The sequence below is a fragment of the Arthrobacter sp. E70 genome (assembly GCF_058266945.1).
In genome coordinates, this window is record NZ_JBYQFR010000007.1 from 1 (window position 1) to 15,866 (window position 15,866).

At 57.8% G+C, this 15,866-nt stretch carries 11 protein-coding genes and 2 pseudogenes; 8 read left to right on the forward strand and 5 right to left on the reverse strand.

The window, feature by feature from the left end; all coding sequences use genetic code 11:
- Positions 1-229: 229 nt before the first annotated feature.
- Positions 230-685: pseudogene (locus AC3IMC_RS10120) on the forward strand (IS110 family transposase); the annotation flags it as partial.
- A 143-nt stretch (positions 686-828) separates the two neighbouring features.
- Here AC3IMC_RS10120 and AC3IMC_RS10125 read toward each other — a convergent pair.
- The 4 genes and pseudogenes from AC3IMC_RS10125 to ald form a co-directional block, all read right to left on the reverse strand.
- Positions 829-997: pseudogene (locus AC3IMC_RS10125) on the reverse strand (transposase); the annotation flags it as partial.
- 127 nt (positions 998-1,124) lie between these two features.
- On the reverse strand, positions 1,125-2,003 hold the full coding sequence (locus AC3IMC_RS10130) for an aminotransferase class IV (protein WP_490918408.1): 879 nt from the start codon (positions 2,001-2,003) through the stop codon (positions 1,125-1,127).
- Between the two features lie 218 nt (positions 2,004-2,221).
- Positions 2,222-3,847, reverse strand: coding sequence for a type III PLP-dependent enzyme domain-containing protein (locus AC3IMC_RS10135; RefSeq protein WP_490918410.1), 1,626 nt, complete (start codon positions 3,845-3,847; stop codon positions 2,222-2,224).
- A 71-nt stretch (positions 3,848-3,918) separates the two neighbouring features.
- Positions 3,919-5,034 carry an alanine dehydrogenase gene (ald, locus tag AC3IMC_RS10140; RefSeq protein ID WP_490918411.1) on the reverse strand — a complete coding sequence of 372 codons (1,116 nt, stop codon included), beginning with the start codon at positions 5,032-5,034 and terminating at the stop codon, positions 3,919-3,921.
- A gap of 136 nt (positions 5,035-5,170) precedes the next feature.
- Here ald and AC3IMC_RS10145 point away from each other — a divergent pair, with 136 nt between their 5' ends.
- Positions 5,171-5,653, forward strand: a complete 483-nt coding sequence (locus tag AC3IMC_RS10145; protein WP_490918412.1) for an Lrp/AsnC family transcriptional regulator — start codon at positions 5,171-5,173, stop codon at positions 5,651-5,653.
- A gap of 232 nt (positions 5,654-5,885) precedes the next feature.
- On the opposite strand, the gene AC3IMC_RS10150 is transcribed toward AC3IMC_RS10145, so the two are convergent.
- Entirely contained in the window at positions 5,886-6,896 is a 1,011-nt protein-coding gene (locus AC3IMC_RS10150) for a LacI family DNA-binding transcriptional regulator (protein ID WP_490918413.1), read from the reverse strand.
- 473 nt (positions 6,897-7,369) lie between these two features.
- Here AC3IMC_RS10150 and AC3IMC_RS10155 point away from each other — a divergent pair, with 473 nt between their 5' ends.
- The 6 genes from AC3IMC_RS10155 (at position 7,370) to AC3IMC_RS10180 (ending at position 15,568) form a co-directional block, all read left to right on the forward strand.
- Positions 7,370-9,058, forward strand: a complete 1,689-nt coding sequence (locus tag AC3IMC_RS10155) for an ABC transporter ATP-binding protein (RefSeq protein WP_490918414.1) — start codon at positions 7,370-7,372, stop codon at positions 9,056-9,058.
- A gap of 240 nt (positions 9,059-9,298) precedes the next feature.
- Positions 9,299-10,687, forward strand: coding sequence for an ABC transporter substrate-binding protein (locus tag AC3IMC_RS10160; RefSeq protein ID WP_490918415.1), 1,389 nt, complete (start codon positions 9,299-9,301; stop codon positions 10,685-10,687).
- 46 nt (positions 10,688-10,733) lie between these two features.
- A complete protein-coding gene (locus AC3IMC_RS10165; RefSeq protein ID WP_490918417.1) occupies positions 10,734-11,657 on the forward strand; it encodes an ABC transporter permease in 924 nt (307 codons plus the stop codon).
- Positions 11,657-12,556 carry an ABC transporter permease gene (locus tag AC3IMC_RS10170; protein ID WP_490918418.1) on the forward strand — a complete coding sequence of 300 codons (900 nt, stop codon included), beginning with the start codon at positions 11,657-11,659 and terminating at the stop codon, positions 12,554-12,556. The genes AC3IMC_RS10165 and AC3IMC_RS10170 overlap by 1 nt, the downstream gene beginning before the upstream one ends.
- A 372-nt stretch (positions 12,557-12,928) precedes the next feature.
- The gene (locus AC3IMC_RS10175; RefSeq protein ID WP_490918419.1) at positions 12,929-14,278 is read left to right on the forward strand and encodes an amidohydrolase family protein; all 1,350 of its coding nucleotides are present in this window, start codon (positions 12,929-12,931) and stop codon (positions 14,276-14,278) included.
- Between the two features lie 120 nt (positions 14,279-14,398).
- On the forward strand, positions 14,399-15,568 hold the full coding sequence (locus AC3IMC_RS10180; protein ID WP_490918420.1) for an NAD(P)/FAD-dependent oxidoreductase: 1,170 nt from the start codon (positions 14,399-14,401) through the stop codon (positions 15,566-15,568).
- Positions 15,569-15,866 lie beyond the last annotated feature (298 nt).

Consider the following 15,866-nt stretch of genomic DNA (forward strand, 5'->3'; position numbering starts at 1 on the left):
CGCGTCACTCAGGGTATATCCCACCCGCAACACACGGTGTCTTGAAATGACTCGTCCGCGCCGTTCCCCGGGCACCGGTCTGCCCCGCCGCGGATGACCTGATCAGAGGACTGTCCACCTTTGGTGTGACTCGTTACAGATGCGTCTCCGAAGCGACCCAGGCAGGCCACCTGCCACCTGTCCGGTTCAATAGAAAAGGAGAACGCAGCATGGCAATAATTGCCGAGGAATTCGAGTTCGTCGTCGGAGTCGACACGCACGCCCGCACCCAACTTTCACCGCTGTTCATGCCTCAACCGGTGCAGTGGTCGACACCGCCGTGCTCCCGGCCACCTCTGCCGGAATGGACCTTGCGATCAACTGGATCCGGCGGCGCACAGGCGGGGAGAGGGTCTTCGCAGCCGTCGAGGGCACGTCCTCCTACGGTGCCCGGCTCACCCAGGTCTTGCTTACCGCTGACATCGACGTGGGCGAGGTTAGACCACCTACCCGCTCATCGCGGGCCCTCACCGGCAAGTCGGATCCGATCGACGCGGAAGCCGCAGCCCGTTCAGTCCTGGGGCGACCGCGCGATCAGGTGATGGAGCCGCGTGCTGCAGGCACCAGGGCCGCGATCAGGATACTGCTGGCCTCATGGTCCCTGCTGGATCACCAACGCACCGCGAACCGAAACGCCCTCACGGCCCTGCTGCGCGGCACAGATCTCTTAGTTGACGCCCGGGCATCCCTGCGGGACGCACAGATCACCGCCATCGCAGCCTGGCGGACCTCAAACAGTACCGAACCCGTGATCCGAATCGCCCGCGCCGAAGCCAAACGCCTCGCCCTGGCCGCAGGGCCGGCCCCGGATTCCTTACGTTCGGCGATGGCAATCCAGCGCTTGAGCGTCGTGGCCGACAGCCCGAAATCCTTCGCAATCTGCGGCAAAGGCGCCTCGCCCTTGCCGGCCACATCAGTAACATCTTGGAGGAACTCTGGCCCCATAAGCCGTGGGCATGGTCAACATCCTTCCACGAGTACAAGCTCGCTAGGTCAAGGAGTCAATAAAACCGGGGGCAGTCCCGATTAATCGCCTGGGTTCCTTTTACTTGCGATAGTTCGATCAATTGGGCCCAAGATGCCACCTAGCGGCGATTTAGCAGGAAGACATTGAACTGTTCCGTCAAGTCCGCATCACGTTTAATCTCTACGCCGTCCACATGAGTGATGGGAACGCTCATCCGTACACTGGATACGAGCCAAGCGGCGTCGCCGTTGCGTAGCGCGTCCAGTCCGATACGTTCATAAACGCCTCGCAGCCCGAGCTCTTCCGCGTAACCAAAGATGTCACGTTGAGTGGTTCCGTGCAGGATCCCCAGGGCCGGATCAGGAGTCAGCAATTGGTCGCCGCGGCGGACTATGAGAGTCGAGGTCGGGCCTTCAAGCAAGAACCCGTCCGTCGTTGTGAAAACAACTTCTTCGGCATCGCGGCGGTGGGCTTCCCGCAGTGCCGCCATGTGCTGGGCGTAGGAAAGGTGCTTGGCGCCGAACAGTAGCCAAGGTTCTTCCGTGACAAGTGAGCTATGGTAACCCTTGTTCAGAAGGATCACGCGCAGGCCTTCTGTCCGGGCTGTATGGTAGTCCGGCATTTCTGACAGGACAATCCACGCTGCTGGCCGTTCGTGGGTTCCGGGGCCGCCCCGCGTCAGAACCAGCTTGAGCGAGTACTCGCCAGTTGAGCCGGTCATGGCGGCGGTCGCCCTAACAATGCGCCGGAGTTCGTCGATGTTGGGTTTCGGTAAGTCGAGCAGGCGCGCACTCGTCAAAAGGCGATCCAAGTGAGGCTCCAGTGCTTGAGCTTTTTGTCCAACCACACCAAACGTCTCAAATACACCGTCTCCTCGTTCAGCAGCGGAGTTCAGTACCGAGATGGTAGGGGCGGAAACTGGCTGCTGCTGGATTAATGGCGAGGTAGGGGATTGTTCGAGCAACGGACACTCAAAGAAAAATGTGTTTGCTTCCACCGGGAACTCCTAGGGATTAATTCGACGCGTCGATACCACTGGCCAGCGTGCCAGGGTGCCAAGGGCAAGGTTTAGAGCAGGGCTGGTCCTTCCGTCGCAATAGTGGCGGACGAATCCCAACGAGCCAACTAACTCACGCTGCTGCCAATTAGGCTTCCTGCCCCGAAGAAGGCCGAAAAACTCGGCATCTGAAGGCCGCAGCCTGGTGTCTGCATCAATTAGTCGGGAAGCGGTGCGAATTCCGCCTCTCCTGCCTCCGCAATGACTTGTTCCATCGTCTGACCGCGGCGAGCAATGCTCCAGCAGCGTTGTCCGGCATCATTTGTGGAAACGGCATAGACGACCGGACGTGCCAGGGAGTTGTAGGAGAAGTGGCTCGAGAAGTAGTAGCCACCAGTTTCAGCCATCGCGATCAGGTCGGAGGATACGATCTGAGGCAGGTCCCGTCCCACCGCGAGCATGTCGCCGGAAAAACAGGCTGGCCCGGCGATGTCCTGCAGCCTTTTGTCCCCAACACGGGGAAGCCCCGCAGCGTCAAAGATTTCGATGCGCAATGGCCAGTGCTCTGGCATGAACACAGTGCGCGTTGCTACCTGAACTCCTGCATGAGTGATGGCGATGGGCCGCCCCCCGGTCGACTTTGCATATTCGACCCTAGCGACGAGCGTGCCGGCCTTGGCAGTTAGCGCACGCCCAAACTCGGTGATGAGAGTAAAGCGACCACTGAACAGCTCAGGTACCGCATTCTCGAGCGCAGAGCGGTGGTCTTGAAAAGTAGGAGTAACTTCATCCGATAAGAAGTTCACTGAAAGTCCGCCCCCCACGTCGATCCGCCGGACTTGGTCGCGACCGACCTTGTCGGAGATGGCCTCTGCCAGGTCGAGGATCAAGCGAACGCCTTGAGCATTGTGCTCCAATTCAAGACCTTGTGATCCGCTGTGCACGTGCAGCTGATCCAGCCATGGGCGGGCTGCAAACGCTTCGATGAGTTCCTGTCGGTGATCCCGGAGTCCTATTCCAAACTTGGAGGTCTCAGTAGCGGTGCTCATCGCGTCTATCGTCCCCGCTCCCGTCTGCGGGTTAATTCGCACACCGATGTGAGGCTTCGGGCCCTCATGAGCGGCAATGAGCTCGTCGACGCGGGCGAGTTCTTCGAAGTTGTCAACGTTGAAGGACACACCGAGACGGAGCGCCATTTTGATTTCGCGACGGGTCTTAGCAGGCGAATCAAATATGATCCGCTGTGGGGTAAAGCCCGCCGCCAAGGCGAGTTCGAGTTCTCCAGGGCTGGCGACTTCACACCCCAGACCCGCTTTCGCGTAGCGAGCCAGGACGGGCCTCAGGGCAATAGCTTTGGCCGCAATGGTGTGCAGTGCCGGGAGGGACTCCGGATAGGTGGCCTTAAGCGCGCCGACAAGCTCATCCACCGTATCAAGATCAATCACGCCGCAAAGCGGCTCCTCATCAGTTATCAGACCTCGAAGAGCGAGCTCGCCCACAACCTCCTTCCGCCGAAGAGCCAGCGTCTCTGCGGTGGGGAGAACTTCGCTGTCAACGGGAGGGAAGTGTGTCATGGAATTAATCTGTCCGTTCCTTATGTGCTGGGTGATCGTAGGTCTCTGCGGTGTTGGCTCGGTTTCCGACTTGTATTCGATCCAAACGTCGTAACCGTCTGCGCGTTCGAAAAGGCGACGAGGCTCAGCGCCGTCTCCATCGAGCCACAGGATCTGGTCATCGCCCGTCACGGCGTAAACGACCCCACGTCTGATCTCTTCATCCTTGTACTTGACGACGACTTGCTGTCCTGTCAGTGGCTGCCATGTAGGTTGTAGGTGAAATGCCATTTTGTGCCGCCTCCCTGCCGCGCCGTCCTTGAGTGCCCTGTCATTGGGGGCCTGGCAGGCCACCCCGAAGCTTAGATTGTGGCAAGTTCTTGCCATGCCGTTAGCGCATGGCCGTGCGCCTCACTGACCGATTTGTTTGTCACTTTTCCTGCCGCCACATTGAGGCCTGCTGCCAGGGCTGGATAGCGGTCGAAGGCTACCTTGACTCCTAGATTCGCCAAAGCTACGGCGTACCGCAAAGTGACGTTGGTCAGGGCATATGTGGAGGTATTTGGGACGGCGCCGGGCATGTTGGCTACACAATAGAAGGTTGTGTTGTGGACTTTATATGTAGGCTCCTTGTGGGTTGTAGGGCGGGTATCTTCGAAGCAACCGCCTTGATCCACAGCGATATCAACCAGGACTGATCCAGGCTTCATCCGAGCCACGAGCTCGTTGGTGACCAGTTTGGGGGCCTTGGCTCCGGGGATCAGGACAGATCCGATGACGAGATCTGCGTCGATGACTGCCTTTTCGATCTCATAGGAATTGGAAGCAAGCGTCTTTAGGCGCCCCTGGTATTGAGCATCGAGTTCGCGGAGACGGTTGATGTTGATGTCCAAGATAGTGACGTCGGCACCGAGCCCCAGCGCCATGGCTGCGGCGTTGGTACCGGCTACGCCTGCCCCGAGGACTACGACCTTGGCGGGACGGACACCTGGGACGCCTCCAATTATCACGCCCTTACCGCCGGCGGGTGCCATAAGGGAAGTTGCTCCCACCTGCACGGAGAGCCGTCCAGCCACCTCCGACATAGGTGCCAGGAGGGGCAGCGACCGCCCCTCCTGAACAGTTTCATAGGCGATGGCCGTAACGCCGGACTCAACGAGAGCCTGAGTCAGCTCCGGTTCGGCCGCGAGGTGAAGGTAAGTGAAGAGAAGAAGCCCCTCGCGGAAGTGACAGTACTCTGACGCCGTGGGCTCCTTGACCTTCAAGACCAAATCGGCCCGGGCCCAAGTTTCAGCGGCAGTCTTGACGATGTCAGCCCCGGAGAGGGCGTACTCCTGGTCGCTGATGCCGGAACCAATACCAGCGCCAGATTCCACGAGCACCCTATGGCCGTTTGCCTTGAGTTCATGGACCCCGGCAGCCGTGATGGCCACACGGAACTCATTGTCTTTGACTTCCTTGGGAACTGAGATGATCATGACAGGTCCTTACTGAAGATGTTGAGGTCTTTCCTAGAAAGACTGGCAGAAAATGCCAAGAAACCTCGTTGATTCGCAGGATCTGCAAGAATAGATTGATATCTGATCAGAAACTACAAAGAACGGACCGACGCCCATGCCTCCCTCGCAGAAACTGCATCCCTTGGCCTTGGATGAGACGGACCGGAGCCTTCTGAATCTGCTGTCCGACAACTCACGACAAACCAACCAGTCGTTGTCAGAAGCCCTAGGACTTGCTCCGTCCACGTGCCTGGCTCGACTGAAAGCCCTAAGGGACGCCGGGGTGATCAAGCGATTCACGATTGACGTTGATCCTGAAGCATTGGGAATGCCCCTGCAGGCATTGGTAAGCGTGCGCCTACGACCTGGGGCCCGACATCTAATGAATGCCTTCGGCAAGGAACTAAGGGGCCTACCTGAAATCAAACAATTTTTCGTCCTCGGGGGAGCTGATGATTTCCTCATTCACATAACGGCCAGAAACACTGAGCACATCCGACAGTTTGTCCTGGAGCATTTGTCCGCAAATCCTGCTGTGGCCGGAACCCAAACCAATCTGGTTTTCGAGCACGGGAGAGGCGGGGCGGCAGGTCTATGACGGTAAGCCAAGGTCAAAATGGTCAAAAATCCATGGGCGCAGGAGGCGACGCCTCTTTCTACAGGAATGGGTTCGCGCTTCGGAGCGAAACCAGACCGGTTCGATGATGATGATCCACCAGCGGTTAGAGCCGCACTGGCATCACCTGGGGCCGAAGACGAGGACGCTACGTGCGTAGCGACCATCAGCCAAGAGGTTTACGCGTATTCACCATGTAACGTCCGGACTGAGGTCAAAGTGTGGTCGAGCCGCGGACCGTGAGTGATGGCGCAAACGTGAGGCGTCGGCCTTCCCCAGGCTCGTCAAGGATGACCTGAGTGGCCGTAGCCCCCATTTTAATGGTCGGTTGAACGATCACAGACAGGGAGGGAGACAGATACTCTGCCCAGGCAAAATCATCGAGTCCGAGAATGGCGACATCCTCAGGTACCCGGAGCCCTGACTTCGAAAGGGCTTCGTAGGCCCGGAAAGTTGAAATTCCTGTCGTGGCAAAGATCGAGTTTATCTCTCCGTCCTTCCAGCCTTCAAGGATTCGCTGGCGCAGCTCATCACTCGGAGAATTCAAATCGGCCAGCTTGAAGATGTTCCGGTCATCGAGCGTGACTCCGGACCGTCGGGCTGACGCGATCAGACCTTCGGTTCTTTCATTGATTGTCAGCTGACTCCGACCTTGATTGACGATGAGCACACGGGTACGGCCGATTTCCGATAAGTGCTGCCAAGCCAACTGCCCCGCGGCGATATCATCCAAACGTATGCTATGCATTCTAGGATGCATAACGCTCGGAACTTGCGTGATGTAGACACACTCGGTGCCGGCCTCTGCCATCGCCTGAATGACGTCCTCATGGTTGTCGGCCACTGTGGTGATCAAACCGCGTACGCGATGCGAGTCCATCAGTGACAGAATTCCTCGTTCGGTAGAAGTATCCCGATTGCCGGCTGCGAGATAGGCAAGTGTCTGCGCAGCGTTCGCGACTCCAGATATGCCGTCAATCAGGTCGATGTAATACGGGTTCCTCATGTCCGCCAGGAGCACGCCTATGGTGTTGGATCTCCCCATGAAGACCGCACGGGTGAGATCGCTCGGTCTGTAGCTGAGCGATTCAATGGCGGCCTGGACGCGTTCTCGTGTACTTTCACTTACCGGCGCGACGCCGCTAAGCACCCGCGATACCGTCGCCGTGGAGACGCCAGCAGTCTTAGCAACGTTGATGATGGTGGCTCGGCGTGGTGCATTCACACTAGTACCCTACATGGCGTCCAAGTGGGTCTTCCGCCGGAAGTGCGAACTCGAAAAGCGCGCTCACTCCACCTCGCTGCAGCGGAAAGTGACAGTGCGCTCTCGGGCGCCTCGAGCACCACCAGTCGAGTCATACTCTTCGAATAACTCATGCCCTACCCCTTGCGGTTCATAATCGGTTGCTGCATGATGTAACTAGTTACATGATGCAGGTCACAGGTGGCGGTTGCTTGTGAAGGACAAAATTTGTGCAGGCCCCTTAATGCGAATCGAGCGGGAGACCGTCGTGTACTTGCACAATCAACGCTCCCACGTCTGCACCGGTCGGCGAAGCAGCGGTTCGCTTGCAGCATACTGACAATTAGAGCGCCCCTGAGAGGCAGGCAGGGTTACAACTGGCTAGGGCGTCCGCTTCCTCGCCGACGGCAAGTAAGAGCTAAGGACATGAATACCTTATGAAGGAAAATTTGCGAATGGACTCAGACGGCCTGGCCGAGAAGGCATTACTGTCGGTGCGAGATCTATCAGTTCGATTCGGCAGCGGTAACTCCGGGATGGCAGCCGTAAAGGGAGTTTCTTTCGAAGTACCCCGAGGGAGCATTGTGGGGGTGGTGGGGGAAAGCGGCTCCGGAAAATCCGTAACCTCCCTTGCCCTGACCAGGCTCTTCCCGAAATCTGCTAACGCCACTATTGGCGGCGTTATCGAATTCCAAGGACGGGATCTTACGAAGGTGCCTGATGCGAAGTTGCGTTCCATCCGCGGTGCCGGCATCTCCTACGTGTTCCAAGATCCGCTTTCATCCCTGAACCCTGTCCGCCGTTGCGGAGAGCAGGTCGCTGAAGCCATCGAAATCCACGAACCGCGGACTCCTAAAGCACAGCTGAACGAGCGCGTCATTGAGCTCTTCGAGCGCTTGGGATTGCCTCGCACGAAAGAGGTGGCACGTAAATACCCTCATGAGCTTTCCGGCGGAATGCGGCAACGCGTCATGATCGCTATGGCGTTAGCTTGTAAGCCTGCTCTGTTGATCGCCGATGAACCAACGACAGCACTCGACGTCATCGTCCAGAAGCAGATTGTTGACTTGCTCGGCGAGATCGTAGGGGAGTTCGAGACTTCGATCCTGTTCATCAGTCACGATCTGGCCCTGGTCTCAAGCATTGCCGACGATGTCGTGGTCATGCGCAACGGCGAGGTAGTCGAGTCCGGCAAAACCAAAGCTGTATCGCAAAATCCCCAGCACCCTTATACTCAACAACTTTGGCGCTCGACACCGACTCTTTTCGGGCCGACGCGGACAAGACCTGGTCTGGGTTGGGCGGGATCGTCAGAACCCTCCGCACCTCTATTGGAAGTTAGCGGGTTGTCCCATTCCTTCGCGAGCCGACGTCGCGGAACGCCCAGCTATCGGGCCCTTGATGATGTGTCAGTCATCGCCCGGCAAGGTGAGACTGTCTGTGTCGTTGGCGAATCTGGAAGTGGAAAGTCCACCCTGGCCCGCTGCGTCGTCGGCCTCCTTGCCCCCAACGGGGGCCACATAAATTTCAACGGCAAGGAACTCGTCGGAGCCGACCACAAGACCTGGGGCAGCGTCCGACGCGACATCCAGATGGTATTTCAAGACCCCTATGCCTCTCTCAATCCCCGGATGAAGATTTCGGAACTAGTGGCTGAGGGTTTGGTCATCAACAAAGAGACGACGTCGGCCGAGGACGCTCGGCGTAAGGCCACTGAGTTGCTTGAAATGGTGGGCCTGCCGGCACATTTTCGTGACCGCTACCCACACCAATTCTCCGGAGGGCAACGACAACGCATTGCCATTGCCCGGGCACTGGCACTCAAGCCCAAGCTCCTCGTTTGCGATGAGCCGGTAACGTCGCTCGACGTGTCTGTCCGCGCTCAGATCGTTGACCTTCTGGTCGACGTTCAAAAAAAGGAAGGACTCACCTATCTCTTCATCACGCATGACATCGCGCTTGCCCGCCAGATCGGCAACCACGCGGTTGTTATGAGCCAGGGACGGGTTGTTGAATCGGGTCTCGTTATGGACGTTATCGACAATCCGACGCATCCATACACCCGCGCGCTCCGGGCCGCGGTCCCCGAACCCCCCGGCATCGTCCAAGAAACCCTGCGCTCCGCGCCTAATAGTCGAAGCTAAGGGAGCAGGGCCCAATACCGATTCCAACTTCCCCTTGTTCCAACCATCATCCTTAGACCTCCAGAAGAGGAGCATTTAATGTCCCGAACAAGATGGCTCGCAGCCCTCAGCGTCGCTGGCCTCGCCATAAGCACCTCTGCCTGTACCGGTGGGCCCGGTGGTCAATCAGCCGGCCAAACTGGCTGCGGATCAGGAGAGGCCATCACGGTCAATCTTTCGAACTCAACGCAACCAGTTAGCTTGGATGGCAACTACGATACGATCATCCCGTTTCAGCAGATTAGTCGAAACCTATACGACGGCTTGTTTCAGCTCGATGACGAGATGAAGGTTCAACCGTCGCTCGCAACTGACTACTCCCAAGTGAACGACCTCACCTACGAGATCAGCCTGCGTGATGACGTGGTTTTCCACGACGGTTCCTCATTTTCGGCTGCCGACGTAACCTCTACCTTTGATCGAATCGCTAATGATCCAAAACTTGCTTCCAGGCAGCGCACCTACGTAAGCAATGTGGAATCCGTAACCGCGGTCGACGACCATAAGGTGAAGTTCGTCCTTAAACAGCCAGATGCAACATTCATCAAGACACTCGCAAGCACTATCTACATCACCCCTAAGTCAGCAATAGACAAGGTCGGAGACGCTCAATACGGCCAGAGCCCTGTTGGCAGCGGGCCTTTCGTCTTCGACTCGTGGACGCAAGGGGACAACGTCGTGCTCAAAGCGAACTGCAACTATTGGGGGAACAAGCCCATTCCCAGTTCCGTCGAGTTCCGATTCATCTCAGAGCCGGCAACGCAAATCAGTTCACTGCAGAGCGGCGAGATCGACATTGCTACGGGCGTTACACCCGATCTTGCCGCCGGGCTAAAGAACTCAAGCGAAATTTCCGTCAAATCGATTGACGGCAACAACACCATCTGGCTCTCGTTGAACACGCTAGATGGCCCATTCGCTGATCCCCGAGTCCGACAGGCACTAAATTACGCGATTGATAAGAAAGCTCTTACAGGTCAACTCCTGGGTGGATTTGCGACTCCCGTGGGTCAACCTTATGGGCAAAGCATCTTCGGGCACTCAGCAGGAGTCGATCCCTACCCCTTTGACCCTGACCGTGCCCGCAGCTTGCTCAAAGAGGCCGGCTACGGCGACGGGAAACTCAAGGTCGAGTTTGTCCTTTATTACGAGTACCTAAGCGCGGTACAGCAGAGCGTGGCATCCTACTTGACCGATGTAGGCATCGAGGTCACGTCCCGGTCTGACCCTAACTTCTTCAGCGATACCTGGCTCAAGGAGAAAATGTCGCCCAACCAGGTCTTCCTGGCCTCGAATACGAATATCCTGATGGATGCAGATTATCCCCTGGGGCTTTGGTTCGACGGGAAACGGCGTGGTTTGTACTTCCACACGCCAGAGATCGACGCTGCGATCGCTAAAGCCCGGGCTACAGCCGACACCAATGCGCGTCAGGGCATCTACGACTCACTAAATTCCGACTTGCACGAAGCTGCTCCTGTGGGGTTCCTGTACAGCACGGACGCAATCTACGGCACGAGCAATCGTATTGATTGGAAGCCCCGACCCGACGGAGCCATCTACTTGGCCGGGGTCACTAAGACGCGCTAATTGGCGTGTGCGTTGAAACATCATCACATAGAGAGAGGAGGACGGTATGCCCAGACAGTTTATCAATCGTTTTGTGCACAGCATCCTCGTAATTTTAGGTATCTCCGCGTTGACGTTCCTGTTGCTATACCTAGCGGGTGACCCGGCGGTTCTCCTCGCAGGGGACGACGCCACGCCAGCAGAGATCGAAGCAGTACGGGTAGCCCACGGGCTGGATCGACCGATCATAATCCAGTTCTTTGACTGGCTGATTCATGCAGTCCAAGGGGACTTGGGCACCTCATATCGGAGTGGCCGGCCAGCGTTGGCGGTAGTCCTCCAAGCCTTGCCCAATTCCCTTCTGCTGATATTTTCCGCGTTGGCGATTTCGACCGTGCTGGGGATAGTCATCGGGATGCTGGCCGCGGTTTTCCGCGGCGGGTGGTACGACCGGTTCGTCATTGCAGGCTCCGTGTTTTTCCAGTCGCTGCCGACCTTCTGGCTTGGTATTGTCATGATTCTCATCTTTAGCGCAACACTCCGCCTACTACCGACATCCGGGTTCCGGGGACCCGAATACCTCATATTGCCCGCGGTTACACTCGCCGCTTTCCAAGTCGGCACATTTGCTCGGATTGTCCGGTCTTCAATGCTTGAGGTGCTTGATTCGGACTTCGTCCGCACGGCCCGCGCCAAGGGCGCTTCCCCCTCCGTAATCGTTTTTGGTCATGCGTTCCGCAATGCCGCTTTGCCTGTAATCACGATCATTGGCCTGGAACTGGGAGGTCTTTTTGGTGGTGCCATCGTCACCGAGACTGTCTTCGGATGGCCGGGAATCAGCGGTCTTGCGCTGGCCGCAATCAAAGCCCGTGACATGCCAGTAGTTCAAGCCTTTGTACTTATCGTGGGCGTGTTGGTCATCCTGACCAACCTGGTTATAGACATCCTCTACAACCGACTCGATCCCCGAACCAGAGTGGGAGCACACTAATGGTCAACACCTCGCCTGAAGTCGCGTCCGGGACAGCAACGCTACCGATTCCCAAGAGGAGGAAGATCGGATGGGGACTCCTCATACCGGCAATCCCCCTGGCAATAATCGTCATCGCCGCATGTCTTGCTCCGCTAATTGCCCCATACGAACCGAATGCGCAGGATCTATCAGCCAGATTGTTGCCGCCAGTGTGGCAGAGCGGAGGCGGTCCGGCACACCTGCTGGGAACCGATGAGCTTGGTCGTGACATCTTTACAAGAATCCTATACGGAGCCCAGGTATCCCTTGGCGTCGGATCGATTGCTGTATTGTGCCGACTGGTTTCCGGGGTACTAATTGGTCTGGTCGCCGGCTATTTCGGCGGCCCAGTCCAGACCTTCTTTATGCGGCTAGGGGACGTACAGCTCGCGCTGCCTGCCCTGGTGCTTGCAATCGGCATTATCGCGGCACTGGGCCCCAGCCTGACGAACGTCATCATCGTGCTCGCGATCACCGGGTGGATCCTATATGCCCGCCTGGTTATCAGCCAGGTCCTCGTCATCCGCCAACAGGAGTTTGTACACAGCGCACGACTGTTAGGCGCATCCCACTTGCGGATCATCCTGAAGCACATTTTGCCGAACATCCTGCCAACGGTGATCGTCTTCGCCAGCCTCGACCTCGGAATGATGATGCTCACCGAAGGATCACTTTCGTTCCTCGGGCTAGGAGTTCAACCGCCGCAACCGTCATGGGGTGGCATGGCAGCAGAAGGCCGGGCCTTGATAGGTACAGGATGGTGGATCGCGACGCTACCGGGAGCCGCCCTGGTAATCACCGTCGCCCTTGTGAACATATTGGGCGAACGTTTGCGCGATCACCTCGACCCCAGACTTGACACAGCCCGAACCCAATAAGAAAAGGAGCCGCTAGGTCCGGTTCCGGGTCAAGGCTCGGCTCTCTCACCTACAGCAGAAGCCACACGCTGCTCTCGGGCCGGCCATCCCCGGCGATTACCCGCTTAGTGCAGTCCCGCAGCGGAAACGCCCTTCTGGTCCAGAAGAAGCTGCGGGACCCATGCGCCGCTGATTTTCACGGAAAATCGCATGCCTTGCTTTATGTAACTAGTTACATCATACTGTTTGATAACGAATGCAGTACGGATTTGCTGCTTGCCGTAGCTCTTTGCGCGTGACACGGCCTCTCAGACGTAAACCGTATCTCCACAAGCACTGACCTGTGCAGGCAGGCCGACGTGTGTACTGCAAGTACCTGAAAGAAGGAAACGCGTGCTTGTCCTAAAAAATGCCCAGATCATCGTCGGCGATGGCCGCACCAAACCTTTCTCCGGATCGATCCTGATTGAGGAGGGCATGATCGCCGCCGTCACCCCAGGAGATCTGACCGGCGGATCCAACGATTCCGTAATCGATCTTGGAGGCCGCATCGCGGTTCCCGGAGCGATCAACGCCCACGCACACGCGACTGCCCCCGGACCACGCTTCGCCAGCGGCACTCCAGGAGTGTCCCTGGCTGAATCGCTGGGAAACCTGAAAAGGCATCTAATCCAAGGGCACACCACCGTCGTGGACCTTGACGGCTTCAAGGTCCCCCACGAGAACGAGCAGGTCAGGTCCCAGCAGCCGGTAAAGGTCGAAATGACTACGGTACATTTCGAGCCTATGTTCGCCGCTGCAGATGCATCCGATGGTGCCGGGCTAACTGAGCAGCACCGAGTAACGACCGCACGCGACATGGCGGACCAAGGAGCGGTCCTCATCGGCGAAGTCGGGGCAGGTATGACCCTCGGCGGCGGCGGCCAAGACTACCTCTATATCCCGGCTGCAGTGGAGAAAGCCACCGGAACGCAGATCAATCAAGGCCAGGCTAAAGCCTTGAAGTATGCGGTTCTTGGACGTCATATCCGTGTTGGCAACCCGGACCGCACGGCCCTTGCCCGGCTGATCAATGAGTACGGCCTGCAAAAGCTTTCCGTCGGCGAGATGATCTGTCTTATCGAGGAATCCGTCCTCCCCTCGTTCCAGATCGCACTTGACGGTCTGGTCCGTTCGGCCACCCTGGCGGTAGAACTGGGCATTCCTACCTTGGTGCACAACTCGGCGGCCTCAGATGAGGCCGCCCGTGAGGCTGCGAAGATCGCCGGCGAACTCTTCATTGGTGGACACACCAACCACCCAACGTTCAGTGCGGAGGAGTCAGTAGCCAATGCCCGATGGATCCGGGATCAGGGTGGCCACGTAGAAATCGACACTTTTGACGCCTGGGGCCGGCGCGAGCTCAATGAAACTCCAACTCACGTCATCGAGTTGATCAAAGAAGGACTCGTCGACATCATCGCCACAGACTATGCGGCCGGTCACTGGGACGGCATCTGGGAGATGATCGCGGGAATTGTCCAGGTAGGGCTCCTTCCGATTGAGAAGGCCGTGGCCCTGGGAACTGGAAACGTGGGAAGAGCGATCCCCCGCATCGGCGCGGATCGAGGACTCCTCAAAGCCGGTCTCGCCGCAGACATTGTCATCACGTCCCCGAAAACGCTGGCTGACATCGAGCTTGTCCTGATCGACGGTGTGCCCGCCTACTCGAGTACAAGGCAGTCCTTGCTTACGGCCCAGTGAAATCCAGCTTCGCAACATTGACCGGACGCAATGCGCTCCCCAAAGATCACGTCAAATCAAAAGACCCAACCCACGGCTCACACAACATGACGTGTGGTCGTTCGAAGAGGAGGAATAATAATGAAAGCTATCGTAATCGGAGCAGGCGTCCTGGGGGTATCGATAACCTACCAGCTCGCAAAACGAGGCGTCGAAGTAACCGTAATTGACAAAGGCATCCCTGGAGACGCGGCCAGCGCGGCGAGTTTCGCATGGTTGAACTCCAATACTAAGGAGCTCCGTCCCTACCACGACCTGAACGTGATGTCGATGAGCGAGTGGAACGTCATCGAGCGGGAGTTGCCCAAATCATCATGGCTGCACCGGGACGGCAACGTACACGTCGCCAACAATGCAGCAGACGCCGAAGAGCTGATGGCCCGAGTTGACCGCTTGCACTCTTACGGCTACGCGGCAATCCCAATGCTGCCGCGCGAACTCTCTCGGATCGACCCCGTAATCCGCGTGAGGGACGAATACGAGCTTGCAGTATTTTTCCCCGGGGAAGGGCACATCACCGTACCCCTGCTCATTCACGACATGCTCGACGCGGCGAAGTCCATGGGTGCCAAGGTGCTGCACAGTACGACCGTTTCTGAACTGCTTACCCGCGGTGATCGCATCACTGGTGTGGTGTTGGAAAACGGGGAGCGGCTGGAAAGCGACGTGGTCGTAGTCGCCGCGGGCGCCGGCATCGGCCGTCTCCTGGCAACCCAGGGAGTAGACGTCCAGACCGAAGGTAAGCCGGGAATCACGGTCACCACATCACCGGGATCCTCGAACGTGTCCACGATTCTGCATCTCCCCGGGCTGAGCGTGCGCCCAGACACCAGCGGGCGAATCATTGTTCGCTCATCTGCCGCTGATGAGCAGATTGATCAGTCATCATGGACGTTGCCGGACCACGCCGTCCGTCAGCTGTTCGAGCAGACCGCTGCGGGTGTGCTCGACGTCGATCCCGCAACTATGCGGGCAGAACGAATCCAAATCGCAAAGCGGCCATACCCCTTCGATGGGCTCCCCGTCGTCGGCAATTGGGATGGGCTGCCGGGGCTGTACGTCACCACGATGCACAGCGGGGTGACGCTGGGCGCGCTTGTCGGGCGCCTGGCGGCCGAGGAAATCACGAGCGGTGAAAAGGCGAAGTTGCTCGAAGGATTCCGCCCGTCGCGCATCATCGAACCTATTGCCGATGACAGTGCTGAATTTGATCCTTTGGCACTCGAAGGTGAAAAGCGCCTGTCAATCTAGCAGTAGCTTCGGTGTCCTTGTATTGGGGCCGACATTGCCTTCGGCCCCAATACCAGCTTCCGCCGCGACGGCTTTGAGGCCATAAACGGCCTCATAAGTTCAACCGGGAACCACGTGCGACTGCTTTCGAACCAAGAGCAGCGCAACGGATGGATGCAGCCCTTCCTCGGGTTCCCCTGTGCCGTATTCGACTTTTATCGCAGCCGCTGGACAAGTCCAGTGAATCTAGGAGACACGCCAATGACAAGAGGAACAATCGAGGCCGTGCCAGCGCTGCTGGGACCATTGCCCGTCCTGG

What these genes read in the sequence shown, in the direction of transcription:
- AC3IMC_RS10135 (WP_490918410.1), bottom strand. Translation starts at nt 3,847, where the DNA reads ATGGCATTTCACCTACAACCTACATGGCAGCCACTGACAGGACAGCAA.
- ald (WP_490918411.1), bottom strand. Translation starts at nt 5,034, where the DNA reads ATGATCATCTCAGTTCCCAAGGAAGTCAAAGACAATGAGTTCCGTGTG.
- AC3IMC_RS10145 (WP_490918412.1), top strand. Translation starts at nt 5,171, where the DNA reads ATGCCTCCCTCGCAGAAACTGCATCCCTTGGCCTTGGATGAGACGGAC.
- AC3IMC_RS10155 (WP_490918414.1), top strand. Translation starts at nt 7,370, where the DNA reads ATGGACTCAGACGGCCTGGCCGAGAAGGCATTACTGTCGGTGCGAGAT.
- AC3IMC_RS10165 (WP_490918417.1), top strand. Translation starts at nt 10,734, where the DNA reads ATGCCCAGACAGTTTATCAATCGTTTTGTGCACAGCATCCTCGTAATT.
- AC3IMC_RS10170 (WP_490918418.1), top strand. Translation starts at nt 11,657, where the DNA reads ATGGTCAACACCTCGCCTGAAGTCGCGTCCGGGACAGCAACGCTACCG.
- AC3IMC_RS10180 (WP_490918420.1), top strand. Translation starts at nt 14,399, where the DNA reads ATGAAAGCTATCGTAATCGGAGCAGGCGTCCTGGGGGTATCGATAACC.